Annotated in this window: 13 protein-coding genes; 2 read left to right on the plus strand and 11 right to left on the minus strand. The window is 72.5% G+C overall.

Annotated features, from left to right (window positions below; genetic code table 11):
- Positions 1-16 precede the first annotated feature (16 nt).
- Positions 17-1,360 (minus strand): DUF4173 domain-containing protein, encoded by a 1,344-nt coding sequence (locus AB0B97_RS08935; protein ID WP_357491841.1) that lies wholly within the window; start codon positions 1,358-1,360, stop codon positions 17-19.
- 241 nt (positions 1,361-1,601) lie between these two features.
- On the opposite strand from AB0B97_RS08935, the gene AB0B97_RS08940 reads away from it, so the two are divergent.
- Positions 1,602-1,946, plus strand: coding sequence for a hypothetical protein (locus tag AB0B97_RS08940; RefSeq protein ID WP_357491843.1), 345 nt, complete (start codon positions 1,602-1,604; stop codon positions 1,944-1,946).
- A 109-nt stretch (positions 1,947-2,055) separates the two neighbouring features.
- Here AB0B97_RS08940 and AB0B97_RS08945 read toward each other — a convergent pair whose 3' ends face one another.
- The 7 genes from AB0B97_RS08945 to AB0B97_RS08975 form a co-directional block, all read right to left on the minus strand.
- Positions 2,056-3,132, minus strand: coding sequence for a HAMP domain-containing sensor histidine kinase (locus AB0B97_RS08945; RefSeq protein WP_357491845.1), 1,077 nt, complete (start codon positions 3,130-3,132; stop codon positions 2,056-2,058).
- Positions 3,129-3,806, minus strand: a complete 678-nt coding sequence (locus AB0B97_RS08950; protein ID WP_234582619.1) for a response regulator transcription factor — start codon at positions 3,804-3,806, stop codon at positions 3,129-3,131. Before AB0B97_RS08950 ends, AB0B97_RS08945 begins: the two co-directional genes overlap by 4 nt.
- Before the next feature lie 172 nt (positions 3,807-3,978).
- Positions 3,979-4,641 carry a DUF5701 family protein gene (locus AB0B97_RS08955; protein WP_357491847.1) on the minus strand — a complete coding sequence of 221 codons (663 nt, stop codon included), beginning with the start codon at positions 4,639-4,641 and terminating at the stop codon, positions 3,979-3,981.
- Between the two features lie 66 nt (positions 4,642-4,707).
- Positions 4,708-5,466: a LytTR family DNA-binding domain-containing protein gene (locus tag AB0B97_RS08960; RefSeq protein ID WP_053651534.1), complete on the minus strand. Its 759-nt coding sequence runs from the start codon at positions 5,464-5,466 to the stop codon at positions 4,708-4,710.
- On the minus strand, positions 5,463-6,689 hold the full coding sequence (locus tag AB0B97_RS08965; RefSeq protein ID WP_234582617.1) for a histidine kinase: 1,227 nt from the start codon (positions 6,687-6,689) through the stop codon (positions 5,463-5,465). The genes AB0B97_RS08960 and AB0B97_RS08965 overlap by 4 nt, the downstream gene beginning before the upstream one ends.
- Before the next feature lie 32 nt (positions 6,690-6,721).
- Positions 6,722-8,293: a sugar transferase gene (locus AB0B97_RS08970; protein ID WP_234582693.1), complete on the minus strand. Its 1,572-nt coding sequence runs from the start codon at positions 8,291-8,293 to the stop codon at positions 6,722-6,724.
- Between the two features lie 264 nt (positions 8,294-8,557).
- Positions 8,558-9,418 carry a DNA-formamidopyrimidine glycosylase family protein gene (locus tag AB0B97_RS08975; protein WP_357491849.1) on the minus strand — a complete coding sequence of 287 codons (861 nt, stop codon included), beginning with the start codon at positions 9,416-9,418 and terminating at the stop codon, positions 8,558-8,560.
- A 24-nt stretch (positions 9,419-9,442) separates the two neighbouring features.
- Between AB0B97_RS08975 and AB0B97_RS08980 the strand changes: the two genes are divergently transcribed.
- Positions 9,443-10,711: a glycosyltransferase gene (locus AB0B97_RS08980; protein ID WP_357491851.1), complete on the plus strand. Its 1,269-nt coding sequence runs from the start codon at positions 9,443-9,445 to the stop codon at positions 10,709-10,711.
- A gap of 219 nt (positions 10,712-10,930) precedes the next feature.
- Here AB0B97_RS08980 and AB0B97_RS08985 read toward each other — a convergent pair whose 3' ends face one another.
- Genes AB0B97_RS08985 through AB0B97_RS08995 form a run of 3 tightly spaced genes read right to left on the minus strand, consistent with a single transcriptional unit; the run spans position 10,931 to position 13,414 of the window.
- On the minus strand, positions 10,931-11,653 hold the full coding sequence (locus AB0B97_RS08985; protein WP_357491853.1) for a CDP-alcohol phosphatidyltransferase family protein: 723 nt from the start codon (positions 11,651-11,653) through the stop codon (positions 10,931-10,933).
- Positions 11,628-12,695, minus strand: a complete 1,068-nt coding sequence (locus AB0B97_RS08990; RefSeq protein ID WP_357491855.1) for an iron-containing alcohol dehydrogenase family protein — start codon at positions 12,693-12,695, stop codon at positions 11,628-11,630. The genes AB0B97_RS08985 and AB0B97_RS08990 overlap by 26 nt, the downstream gene beginning before the upstream one ends.
- The gene (locus AB0B97_RS08995) at positions 12,683-13,414 is read right to left on the minus strand and encodes a phosphocholine cytidylyltransferase family protein (protein WP_007453659.1); all 732 of its coding nucleotides are present in this window, start codon (positions 13,412-13,414) and stop codon (positions 12,683-12,685) included. Before AB0B97_RS08995 ends, AB0B97_RS08990 begins: the two co-directional genes overlap by 13 nt.
- Positions 13,415-13,430: the final 16 nt, after the last annotated feature.

Below are 13,430 nucleotides of genomic sequence, written 5' to 3' on the forward strand. Positions count from 1 at the left end.
TGTCAAGCGTTCGCGCTCACCAGCGCACCTCGGCGACACAGTTCGTCGTGCTGCTGGTCACCTCTGTCGCGTCCAGGACCGACCGGGCCCGTTCCCGGCCGAGGTTCGTCGCCCAGAAGCCGTCGTCGGGCAGCTCGAAGGCGATCTCCCGAAGCGCGCATGTCCGCATCGGCTCGGGCAGCCGGGCCAGGGCCGGTACGGCGTCGGCCGACAGCCCGGAGAGGTAGGTGAGATCGACGCGGCCGGTTTCGAGGTACCTGTCGACGTTCCGGTCCGCGATCAGCCGATCCGGGTTGACCAGCGCCAACCCCAGCAGCGCCAGCACCGCGGTACCGATCACCAGGCGAGGCAGCCAGTCGGCCCGTAGCCGCGCCACGGCCACGCCGACCAGAACGAAGAGCACCCCGAGCGACAGCTCCACGGTCGCCACGAAGAGCCGCAGCCGGGTGGCGCCGTACGCGTCGGCGTAGACCTGCATGCGGTAGAGCGACGAGGCGACGACGACCAGGCTGAGTGCCGTGAGCACACCGAGCAGAGTCCGGACGAGCAGCCGGTCGGCACGGGTCGCCTTCGGTGCCCGGCGGGCCGCGACGGCGATCACCAGCAGGGTGAGCGCGGTGACGGCGAGCAGTTGCCAGAACCCGCTCCGGGCGTACTCGGCGTAGGTGAGGCCGGCCGTGCGCAGCACGTGCCCCGCGCCGCCGAAGAACACTGTCAACTGCACCAGTACGAAGGCGGCGAACAGGGCGTCGAGCAGCACCAACGGCAGGGCCCATTCCAGCCGGTGCACCGGCCGGCCCGGCTTCGCCCGCAGGCTGTTCAGGTCGGGCGGCCGGCTGACCAGGTACGCGCCGCCGAGCAGGCCCAGGCCGATCAGCCCGAGGCGTACCAACCAGCCGACCACGCTGCCCGGCGAGATGTCCGGCAAGAGGCCCGCCAGCAGGTCGGCGAAGACCGCGTCGGCGGAGGAGAACAGCAGGCCGAACAGGGTCAGCAGACCTACCGAGATCGCCAGGCTGGCCACGATCCGCCCGATCCCGGGCCCGGACGAGCGGGTGCGGTGCAGCCCTCGTACCGCCCAGGGGAGCGCTCGGACCGTCGCGGCCGGCGGCAACGTCGCGGCCAGCAGCATCCCGAACGGAGTGCGGCCACCGGTCACCGCGAGCGTCGCGGTCACCGCGGCGGCGAGCAGGCAGAGCACGAAGAGCCAGCCGGCGGCCCGGACCGTGCCGACGGCGACCAGCGCGACAGTCGCGGCGGCCCAGGCGACCTGCGCCGCCCGCCCCGGTGCCCCCGTGGCACCGGGACGGACGGTGGTCGCGGCCCCCGGCGGAACCGGTGCCGGGGTCGAACCCGGCACAGCGGTTGGCGCCGCCGGAGCGGTCGGAGTCGGTGCAGCGGTTGGAGCCGGTGCTGCGGTTGGAGCGGGCGCTTCGGGTGAAGCCGGCGCTGCGGTTGGAGCCGGCGTAGCGGTTGGACCCGCCAGAGCGGTTGGCGCGGCGGCGACGGGAGTCGGCGCGGCCGCGGCCGGCGCGTCGGGCAACGGTGTCGGCGCTGGGGCCGATGCGCCGGGCGGCGGTCCCGGTCGGGCATCCGGTGCGGTGGACGCGGTGCGCCCGGTCGGGTCGGTTGCAGAGGACGACGTGCCGGACCGGACGACACCGGCGGTGGCGAGCGCGGCGGTGGCCGCCAACGCGGCGACCAGCCAGCCCAGTCCCGGCCGGACCACAGTCAGTGCCGAGGCGCCGACGACCGCCGCTGCCGTCAACACGCCCAGGAGCAGCGGATGGGCGGCACCGGTCGGACCCGGCCACCGCTGCGCGAGCAGCGACGGTGGCCGTGGGGCAACGGACTGGGACGGCCAGGGCTGCGGTGGCCACGGTTGGGGCCGGCCGGCCGTCGGCGGAGGCGTCGGGCCGGGGCCGAACCAGGGCTGGCCGGGCTGAGCGGCCTGGCCGGGGTGCGCGGGCTGAGCGGGCTGGGTGGCCTGGCCGGGCGGGGTGGGCTGCGGTCCGGTCGGTCTGTCGGCCGGTGCGGACGTGCTGCCGGGGCTGGTCATGCGGCCTCTTCTCGGTGTGGCCCGTTGCTCGGGATGGTGACCCGGATGCGACAACCGGGCTGGGAGTTCCTGGCGGCTCCGGCCGGATCGAGAACCCCGATCTGACCGCCGTGCAGTTCGACTACCCAGCGGGCGATGGCCAGGCCCAGGCCGGTCCCACCGCCGGCCGCCCGGTCGCCGCGGGTGAACCGCTCGAACACGCGGGAACGCTCGGCCGTCGGAATGCCCTGCCCCTCGTCGCTCACCTCGAAGTGGAGTTGGCCGGCGTGTTCCTCGGCGCTCACCCGCACGGTGCCGCCGGGTGGGCTGTGCCGTGCCGCGTTGTCCAGGAGGTTCGCGAACACCTGGTGCAGCCGCCACGGGTCCGCGCGCACGGTCAGTGGCACCGCCAGCTCGCGGAGCTGGAAGTTCACGTCGAGTCCCGCTCCGGCGGCGCTGGCGGTGGCGTGTTCCACCGCCTCATCCAGGAAGTCCCCCACGTCGATGCGGACCCGGCGCAGCGGCACCACCCCAGCGTCGAGACGGGACAGGTCGAGCAGGTCGGCGACGAGGTGGCCGAGCCGTTCGGTCTGGGACAGCGCCGCGCGCAGGGCCGCGGGCTCCGGCTCGGCGACCCCGTCCACCATGTTCTCCAGTACGCCCTGCAACGCGGTGATCGGCGTACGCAGCTCGTGGGAGACGTTGGCGATCAGCTCGCGCCGGCGCTGGTCCGCCGCGTGCAGGTCCTCGGCCATCTTGTTGAACGCCTGGGCCAGCTCACCCACCTCGTCGCGGGAGGTGGCGCGCACCCGACGGGTGTAGTCGCCGCGGGCCATCGCCCCGGCGGCCGCCGTCATCTCGCGCAGCGGCGAGGTCATCCCGTGGGCGAGCACCTGCGAGGTGACCAGCGCGATGCAGATGACGGTGATCGAGGTGCCTGGCGGGAGCCAACCGATGCCGTACCAGAAGTAGCCGATGGCCACCGCCCAGGAGGCGACCAGCAGGACGCCGAGCTTCATCTTGATCGAGCGGACCGGGTCCAGCGGGCGAGGCAGCGCACGGTCCAGCCAGTCCACCACTCGGTGGTTGGTCACGCGGGCACCTCCAGGGCGTACCCGACGCCGTGCACGGTCCGGATGAGATCGGCGCCGAGCTTGCGCCGCAGGGCCTTGACGTGGCTGTCCACGGTGCGGGTGCCGGTGCCTTCGGCCCAGCCCCACACGTCGGCGAGCAGCCGTTCCCGGGGCAGCACCGTGCGGGGCCGTCCGGCGAGGTGGATCAGGAGGTCGAACTCGGTAGGTGTGAGGTGCACGTCCGCGCCGGAGCGCCGAACCCGCCGCTCGGCCTCGTTGATTTCGATGTCGCCGAGCCGGATGGCGGGTGGCGCGGGCGTCGCGGCACGTTCCATCCGGCGCAGCAGCACGTGTACGCGGGCGGCCAGCTCACGCATCGAGAACGGCTTGGTGAGGTAGTCGTCCGCGCCGACAGCGAGCCCGACCAGGAGATCGGTCTCGTCGTCCCGGGCCGTGAGCATCAGCACCGGCACCGGCCGGACGGCCTGGATCCGGCGGCACACCTCCAGGCCGTCGAAGCCGGGCAGCATCACGTCGAGGACGACGAGGTCGGGCTGCCCGGCCCGGAACCGCTCGACCGCGCTGGGGCCGTCCGTGGCGATCTCCACGGCGAAACCTTCGGCGCGGAGTCGGGCGGCGACCGACTCGGCGATGGTGCGTTCGTCCTCGACGACCAGGACGCGGCGTTCCTTCATGGGGTCTGACTGTAGGGAGCCACCGTGGAGATCAGTGGGTGGCATTGTGAATAACCTGTGGAGAACGGTTCACCCCTGTGGATAACCCGGGGGTCACGAGGGCTGGCCTCGACGAACCCCAGAGCCTCCGTGTGGACGAACCGAGCGAGCCGTGGCGGCGGCCCGTGCGCGGTTACTCCAGACCGACGCGTACCGGGTGGGCCGAGGCGGAGCCGAGCCAGGTGTGCGGGTTGCCGTACCAGCACCAGCCCAGCTTCGGCGCACCCTGGCTGATCCACAGCGCCGGCACCCGCTTGTCGCCGCACCGCGAGCCGACCAGCGAGAAGCACCTGTTGCTGGCCAGCGCCTCCGGGTGGAGCGTGATGAAGGCGAGCCCCTCGTCGATGGTGAGCGGCAGCCGGTCCTGTGCGGTCATGCCCTCCATCGCCGCGGCCGGCGCGAGGTTGCGGAACTCCTCGCCCCGGTCGACGTCGAAGAGCAGGTACGCCGGCCCGACGGGCACCTCCAGTTCCTTGATCGGGTCGAAGCGCGGCAGGTCGTCCTCGGCATAGTGCCGGTCGAGGAAGCCGGGCTTGCGCTTGCCGGCCAGGGTGGTGAGTACGAGCCGGGGCTCCACCCCGATCAGGTCCCGTGTAATGACCAGCAGGAACGGCACCCGGGCGTCGGTGGGCGCGCTCAGGCCGGCGGCGCCGTCGACCGCGCGGGCGCGCAGCGGCGCGACCAGGTCGCGGAAGGCGCTCTCGGGCATCCCGGCCAGGGCCGGATAGCCCAGTCGCACCAGCTGGTCGAGTTGGGTGTCGAACTCGGTCTCGGCGTCGAACGGAGTTTCGTGCACGGCGGCCTCCCGGGTTGTCGTATCGGCTATCGTACAACGTACGGGAGGGTCGGGAGCATTCCCGCCTCAGCGACTCCAGTCCTGCTTCGCGGCCCTGACCAGCTTGTCCTTCAACTCCCGGGTGTGCCGCCGGCTCACCGGCAGCTCGGTGGAGTCGACCACCACCACGTACCCGGAGTTCACCAGGCGCAGCTCCGCGATCAACTTCAACTGCACCAGGTACGACCGGTGCACCCGGACGAAACCGGCATCGGCCCACCGCTCGGCGAGCGTGGCCAGCGAGACCCGCACCAGGTGCGACCCCTCGGCGGTGTGCAGCCGGGCGTAGTCGCCCTGCGCCTCCACCCAGCGCACCGCCGAGCGGGGCAGCATCCGGGTGGTGCCGGCCAACTCGATCGGGATGGTCGGGTCCTCCTCGGCGCGGGCCAGCGCCGCCGGATGCGACGGCACCACCCGTGAGCCGATCACCCGGCGCAGGGACTCGGCCAGCCGTTCGGCGCGTACCGGTTTGCGCACGTAGTCCGTCGCGCCCAGGTCGAACGCGTCCACCGCCCCGTCGTCGTACGCGGTGACGAACACGATCGCCGGCGGCCGGGCGAACCGGCGCAGCACCCGGGCCAGCTCCATGCCGTCCAGGCCGGGCATCCGGATGTCCAGGAAGACCACGTCCACGTCACCGTCGCGCAGCAGCCGTAGCGCCTCGGTGGCGTCCCCGGCGGTGTGCAGGCGGGCCACCCGGGGGTCGGCCCGCAGGTGGTACGCCAACTCGTCGAGCGCGGGCGGCTCGTCGTCCACCGCCAGCACCCGCAGGAAGCCGGTGGTCACGAGCCGGCCCGTACGCCCGGGTGGAACTTCGGCACCCGCATGCTCACCCGGGTGCCCGAACCCAGCCCGGTCTCGACGACCAGACCGAACCGGTCCCCGAAGACCGACCGCAGTCGCTCGTCGACGTTGGAGAGGCCGACGTGCTGGCCCGGGTCGTCTCCCGGATCGCCGGTGCTGCGGGCCAGCTCGGCGATGCCGGCGGTCAGCGTGGTCGGGTCCATTCCCACCCCGTCGTCCTCCACCGTGATGTGGCATTCGGCGCCCGCGTCCCGGGCCTCGATGCTCACCATGCCCGTGCCCGGCTTGCGGGACAACCCGTGCCGGACGGCGTTCTCCACCAGCGGCTGAAGGCAGAGGAACGGGAGCGTCACCGGCAGCACCTCCGGGGCGATCTGCAACCGCACCTGCAGCCGGTCGCCGAACCGGGCCCGCTCGATCGTCAGGTACCTGTCGATCGAGCGCAGCTCCTCGGCGAGGGTGGTGAACTCCCCGTGCGCCCGGAACGAGTACCTGGTGAACTCCGCGAACTCCAGGATCAACTCCCGGGCCCGCTCCGGATCGGTGCGGACGAACGAGCCGATCGCGGTCAACGCGTTGTAGATGAAGTGCGGGCTGATCTGCGCCCGCAACGCCCGGACCTCCGCCCTCGCCAGCCGCTCCCGTGACGAGTCCAGCTCGGCCAGGGCGAGCTGGTTGCCCGCCCAGTGCGCCGTCTCCAGGGTGGCCTGGACCAGTCCCGGCGCCGGCGCGCTGTCGGCGATCGCCACCAGCGCGCCGACCACCCGCGCGTCCGCGCCGTGCAGGGGCGCGACCACCGCACCGCGGATCGGGCAGTCGACCCGGTCGCACCGCAGGTCGGACTCCCCGAGCACCGTCGAGCGCCCGGTGGCCACCGACCGCTGGGCCGCCGCGAGCAGTTGCTCACCGTGGTGCGTGCCGCGCCCGTCGAGGGCGAGCACCTCGTCGGCGTCCGTGAGCGCCAGTCCGACCGCGCCCACCAGGGCCCGCAGATGGCGTACGGCTTTCGTCGCGCCGGCCGCGCTCAGTCCCGCCCGCAGCGGCTCGGCGGCCAGGCCGGCGGTGTGCAGCACCTCGTAGGTGGCCCGTTGTGTGGCGGTGGCGATGCCGCGCCGGGCGCGCAACCGCAGCACCGCCAGCAGAGCCGCGGTCAACGCGGTGACCAGCGAGACGACGCCGACGACGGCGGAGAGGTTGCCACCCACGCAGCGATCCTGACGGCTCGCCGCCCTTAGCGCTAGTACGCGCCCTTGCGGGCGAGCACCACGCCGACGGTGCGCCAGAGGATGCTCAGGTCGTACGCCAGCGACCAGTTGTCGACGTAGTAGAGGTCCAGCCGGACGGCCTCGTCCCAGGAGAGGTCGGAGCGGCCGGAGACCTGCCAGAGACCGGTCATGCCGGGGCGGACCAGCAGGCGGCGGCGCACGTCGCCCAGGAAGTCACCGTCGTCGGCCGGCAGTGGGCGGGGCCCGACCAGCGACATCTCACCCCAGAGCACGTTGATCAACTGCGGCAGCTCGTCCAGCGACGAGGCCCGCAGGAAGCGACCCACCGGGAAGACCCGGGGATCCTGCTTCATCTTGAACAGCATGCCGTCGGTCTCGTTCTGGTCGGTCAGGCTGGCCAGTCGGTCCTCGGCGTCGACGTACATGGTCCGGAACTTCCACACCCGGAAGGTGCGCCCCTCGTGCCCCACCCGGGGCTGGCGGAAGAACACCGGCCCGGGGTCGGAGATGCGGATCGCGACGGCGACGGCGACGAAGAGGGGGATCAGCAGCAGCAGGCCCAGGCCGGCGGCGACCCGGTCCATCAGGTTCTTGGCCAGCAGCGCCGGCCCGGAGAGGGTCGGCTCCTCGACGTGCAGCAGCGGCAGACCCTCGATCGGCCGGATGTGCACCCGAGGGCCGGCGATGTCGGTCAACTGCGGTGCGACCACCAGGTCGACGCCGGAGCCCTCCAACTGCCAGGCCAGCCGGCGCAGCTCGCCCGGCTCGGCGCTGGCCGACCCGCAGACGGCGATGGTGTCCCCACCGACCTCGCGGACCAGGGCCAGCACGTCGCGCCCGGCGTGCACCGGCACCGGCGTCGGCATCCCCCGCGCCGCCGCGTACCCGTCGGTGATGTGGATGGCGACCGGGACCAGCCCGGCGTTCGGGCTGCGGGTGACCGCCGCGTACACCTCCAGGCACTCCGGCAGGGTGCCGACCAGCACCATGCGGTGCGCGGCCTGACCGGCCCGCCGGCGGATGTAGTGCAGCGCCCAGCGGGCCACGAAGCGGCCCCACAGGATCAGCAGGAGCGCCCCGAGCAGTGCCGTGCCTACCGTCCACCGGGACAGCGCGGTCTTGGTGGCGAACGCGAGGAAGGAGACGCTGGCCGCGACCGTGACGGCGGCCCGGATGACCCGCTTGAACTCGTCCGGCCCGAGCCCCAGGTAGCGCCGGTCGTACGCCCGGTTGCTCCAGAGGATGACCACCCAGCCCAGCGGCAGCAGCAGGTAGGAGACGGTGTGGAACCAGGTCGGATCCTGGTTGGTGCCGGAGAAACCGGAGGCGGCCTGGTCGAAGAGCTGGATCGCGATCCAGCTGGCGAACGCCGCTGCGCCGAAGTCGAGCAGCAGCAGGATGGCGGTGTAGGGACGGTGCCAGCGGGAGACACGGCGTCGCGCCCTGGCCCAAGCCGACCGGGGGACGCCGTTGTGGGACGGCGGCGTCGGCGGCTGGATCTCGAAGCTGTCGACGTGCCGCACGAGTCTGCTCCGGCCTTCGTTGGATACCGGGCGCTGGAGGCTTGCCGTCACCTCACCCATGTCCTCCCGCATGACACGGGCCGCTCACTCGGCGTGAGGGCCCGGGTCGCCCACCGTCCCAGTCTCCCACGCGGGCTCCGACCGGTCGTCGCCCCGAAGGAGATTGGCGACCGATGGTGCCGGCGGGATCTGGCCGGCTCCGCACCATTTCAGAAGCCGGGGACCGGGCCACTATACCGATGGATGTGCGTGTGGCGAGAACGGTGGACGGGAGCTTCGGCGCACTCTGGCCGATTCCGCTCCGTAGTCGGCGAGTGGAATTACTCACCGTACAAGGCGGGACAACCGTCGGTCAGCCAGCGGCTTGCCGCCCGTCTGGCACGTCGCGCAGTACTGGAGGCTCGAGTCGGCGAACGACACCTCCCGCACGGTGTCCCCGCAGACCGGGCAGGGCAGCCCGGTGCGGGCGTGCACCTTCAACCCGGACCGCTTCTCACCCTTCAGCTCGGCGGCACGCTGGCCGAGGGACCGCTCGACCGCGTCACCGAGCACCTGGCGGGTCGCCGCGTGCAGGGTGGCGAGCTGGGCGTCGGTGAGCCGGTCGGTGATCGCGAACGGCGACAGCTTCGCGGCGTGCAGGATCTCGTCCGAGTACGCGTTGCCCACCCCGGACAGCACCGACTGGTCGGTCAGCACCCCCTTGACCTGCCCACGCCGACTGCGCAGCCGCTCGGCGAAGGTGGGCAGGTCGGCGGCGAGCGCGTCCGGGCCCAGCTTGGCCACCCCGGGCACCGTCGCCGGGTCGGTGACCAGGTACGCGGCCAGCTTCTTCTGGGTGCCGGCCTCGGTGAGGTCGAAGCCGGAGCCGTCGTCGAGGCGGACGCGTACCGCGATCGGGCCCTTGCCGGGTCGCAGCGGCGTCGTCGATCCAAACGCCTCCCGGTAGTGCAGCCAACCCGCCCGGGCCAGGTGGACCACGAGGTGCAGATCACCCTCGACGACCACGTCGAGGAACTTGCCGTGCCGTCGGGCGTCGACCACCGCCCGACCGGCGACCGCGGCGGGTGCCGGGTCGTACGTCTTCAGGGCGCTGATCGCGGCGATCTCCAGCCGGTCGACACGCCGCCCCACCGCGCGCTGCCGCAGGTAACCTGCGAGCGCCTCAACCTCCGGTAGTTCGGGCACCAACCAACGGTAGCCTTCTTTCCCGTGAGAATCGTGGTGGCGCACAACCGGTACCGGGAAGCTCAGCCCTCCGGCGAGAACACGATGGTCGACTCGGAGATCGCTCAGCTCACCGCTGCCGGCGTCGAGGTGCTGCCCTTCATCCGCAGCTCGGACGAGATCCCGTCGATGTCGAAGGCCGCCAAGGCGCTGCTGCCGATCTCGCCGATCTGGGCGCCGCGTGCCCAGCAGGACCTCAGCCGGCTGCTCACGGAGCACCGCCCGGACGTGCTGCACCTGCACAATCCGTACCCCCTGATCTCGCCGTGGGTGGTGCGGACCGCGCACCGGCACGGTGTGCCGGTGGTGCAGACGGTGCACAACTACCGGCAGGTCTGCTCGTCGGGGATCTACTTCCGCGACGGGGTGATCTGCCAGGACTGCAAGGGTCGGGCGCTGGGCGTGCCGGCGATCAGGCACCGGTGCTACCGCGACTCGACGGCGCAGAGCGCGCTGATGGCGACCACACTGGCCGTGCACCGGGGCACCTGGCGCTCGGTGGACCGGTTCATCGCGCTCACCACGGCCATCGCCGACCACCTCCGCGATTACGGCATTCCGGACGATCGGATCGTCGTGAAGCCGAATGCCGTACCCGATCCGGGCCGGCCGGCCCCACTGGGTGACGGCTTCCTCTACATGGCCCGGCTCTCGCCCGAGAAGGGCGTCGACCTGCTGCTGGACGCCTGGCGTCGGCACCCGGTGGGCACCCTGGGCACACTGCGCGTGGCAGGTGACGGCGAACTGCGCCCGCTGGTCGAGGCCGCGGCCGCCGAGCGACCCGACGTGGTCTACCTCGGTCAGCTCGACCGCGCAGGGGTACGCGCCGCGGTCGAGGCGAGCGCCGTGGTGATCGCGGCCTCGATGTGGCACGACGTGCTGCCGACCGTGATCATCGAGGCGCTGGCGAGTGGCCGGCCGGTGCTCGGCACCGCGTTGGGCGGCATCCCGTACCTCGTCGGAGCGGACGCCCCGCACGAGCCCGCCGGCACCGGCCCGGCCGAGACCGCCTCGGCGGTCGCCGGCGGCGGCGGTGGGCCGGTCATGCCGGCCGGGATCGGCCTCGGCGAGGCCGGCTGGGTGGTGGCTCCGGAGCCGGCCGCGCTGGCGGCAGCCCTGCCGGTGGCCCGTGCCGGCGCGTCCGGGTTGGCGCTGGCCGCCCGCGCCCGCTACGAGCGGACCTTCCACCCCGACGTGGTCACCAAGCAGCTCATCGACATCTACGCGGGGATGGCCCACGCCGTAACGCCGTAACTCCGGAGCGCGGGAGCGCGGGAGCGCCGAAATCCGGGAGGGGAGCACCTACTGTTCGCTCCCTTTGCTCTGCTTCAGCGGAGGAAACACCCGGTGTCCGGATATCGGACGCCACGTGTTTCCTGGGCTGAAGCAGAGCAAAGGACGACTCGAACACCCTTGGCGCCGGTCTGGGAGCGGCGCGGGCGGGGCATCAGCGCAGCGAGGCGCGGGCGGGGATCAGCGCAGCGAGGCGCGGGCGGAGAAGGCGATGCTGGCCAGCAGGAAGCCGCCGTTGACGATCGTGAACGCCACCAGCACCCAGAGGACCAGCGCGGGGGCCACGGCCAGCACCACTGCGGCCACGAAGACCACCGCGCCGTAGTCGCGGACCAGCTTGGCCAGGCGTACCGGCAGCGAGGTCGAGGTGACCATGCTGGCCGCGTTCGGGCCGGACTGCATCACCGACGTGACCAGGTTGACCATCCAGGTGCCCGCGAAGGTCGCCACGAGCCAGCTAGGCGTCGACGGCTCCTGCGCCACGGCGGTGGCGGCCAGCGCGGCCACCAGGGCGATCTGCGCCGCCACGTCGCAGAGAATGTCGATCCGTGCGCCGGCCGGGCTGCCCTGGCCGGTCACCCGGGCGAGCTGCCCGTCGGCGCAGTCCAGGGAGTACGCGACCTGCCAGCCGATCAGGGCGAGCAGGCCGACGACCCAGGCCGGTACGTCCCCGTCGGCGACCGGCCCGGCGAGCGCCACAACGGTGACCGAGGTGGCCAGCCCGAGCACCAGGTTGGTGAGGGTGAGCGCGGTCGGGCGCAGCCCGAGGCGTTGCGCGACCAACGCGAAGACGGCCCCGAGCCACTGGCTGATCGACTCGCTGAACAGGCCGCCGCCCCGGTTCACCCGGTGGAAGTCGGCGACGGTGGGACGGGGGTCAGCCAAGCTGGTCGCGGATTGCACCGGCGTAGTCTGCCAGCCGCTCCCGCGTCTCGGTAGGCGACAGGGCCAGGTGCTCGAGGATCGTGTACCGGTCCGGCCGGGTACGCGGCGCGAACTGCACCGCCTCGATGAACTGGTCGTCGGTGAGCCCCACCTCGGCGGGCAGTCGGGGCAGACCGTGCCGGGCGAGGCAGGCCGACATCTCCCCGAAGCGGCGCAGGTCTCCGCGCAGCCAGGTGCAGAACAGCGCGCCCAGCCCGGCCAGCTCACCGTGCGAGGCGGTAGCGGGGAAGAGCGAGTCGACGGCGTGCATGATCTCGTGGCAGCCGCCGCTGGACGGACGGCTGGTGCCGCAGACCGCCATGGCCAGACCGCTGGAGATCAACGCCTCGGCCAGCACGGTGACGAAGGCGTCGTCGGTCATGTCGCCGGGGTGGTTGAGCACCGCTTCGGCGCCCGCCCGGGCCAGCGAGGCGGCCAGGCCATCGACCGGTTCGCCGCGTACCCGCCGGGACAGCTCCCAGTCGGCCAGTGCGCTGATGTTGCTGATCACGTCGCCGATGCCGGCCCGGTTGTGCCGGTCCGGGCCGCTCTCCACGAAGTCCAGGTCGACGATCACCGCGATGGGGATGTGCACCCCGTAGGAGCCCTTGATCCCGTCGGTGATCAGGCTGGCCACCGGGGAGCCGATCCCGTCGTTGGCGAGGCTGGTCGCCACCGACACCATCGGCAGCCCGCGCCGGGTGGCCGCGTACTTGGCCACGTCGATGGTCTTGCCGCCGCCGATGCCGACCACCGCGTCGTACGACCGGGCGCGGAGCTTGCCGCCGAGGTCGTCGGCGGCGTCGAGGGTCGCCCCGGCGACGGTGAACACGTCGGCCGAGCGCAGCGACGGTCGGATCAGCTCCGCGATCTGCGCGCCCTGGCCCGGGCCGACCACCACCGCGACATCACCGCCGGCGGAGATCCGCCCGTCGGCGAGGATCGCGGCCAGGTCGGCGACCGCCCCGCGCCGCACGTCGATGTGCAGCGGGGTGAGGACGCTCCGAGCTAGTAGCGGCACGCGATCTCCCGCGCGCGGGCCAGGTCGGCGTGGTTGTCGACCTCGACCCAGGGGACGTCGCCGATGGGCGCCGCCCGCACCTCGCCGCCACGGTCGGCGAACTCCTGGTAGCCGTCCTCGTAGTAGAGGTTCGGGTCCCGCCGCCAGGTCGCCTCCAGGGCGTCGGCCAGGGCGTCGGCGACCTGCGGCTCGATAAGCGTCGCGCCGATGTACTCCCCGTACGCCTCGCCCGGGTCCATGATCTTGGTGATCCGGGTGAGCTGGCCGGCGGCGTCGAAGGTGGTCTTCATCTCCTCCTCGGCCAGCGGCTTGAGGGTGTCCACCGCGAGCAGGATGCCCGGGCCGCGCTCGGCCAGCAGCGTCTTCTCGATGCTCACCGGGTGCACGGTGTCCCCGTTGACCAGCAGCACCCCGCGCGCGAAGTACTCCCGGGCCAGCCAGAGGGAGTAGGCGTTGTTCCACTCCTCGGCCTTGTCGTTGTGCACCAGGGTGAGCGTGACCCCGTACTTCTTCTCCAGGTCGGCCTGCCGCTCGCGGACCGCGTCCGCCGCGTAGCCGACCACGATCACGATGTCGGTGAGCCCGACCTCGGCCAGGTTGCCCAGCGCGATGTCCAGGATCGTCGTCTCGCCGTCCACCGGCACCAACGCCTTGGGCAGGGTGTCGGTGTACGGGCGCAGCCGTCGTCCCGCGCCGGCCGCGAGCACCATTCCGATCATCGCGACATCCTCCCTC

Source organism: Micromonospora sp. NPDC049004, assembly GCF_040649315.1.
Lineage (GTDB): Bacteria > Actinomycetota > Actinomycetes > Mycobacteriales > Micromonosporaceae > Micromonospora.

Excerpts from the sequence above, each read along its gene's own strand:
- AB0B97_RS08950 (WP_234582619.1), bottom strand. The coding sequence starts at position 3,806 with ATGAAGGAACGCCGCGTCCTGGTCGTCGAGGACGAACGCACCATCGCC.
- AB0B97_RS08970 (WP_234582693.1), bottom strand. The coding sequence starts at position 8,293 with ATGGGTGAGGTGACGGCAAGCCTCCAGCGCCCGGTATCCAACGAAGGC.
- AB0B97_RS08995 (WP_007453659.1), bottom strand. The coding sequence starts at position 13,414 with ATGATCGGAATGGTGCTCGCGGCCGGCGCGGGACGACGGCTGCGCCCG.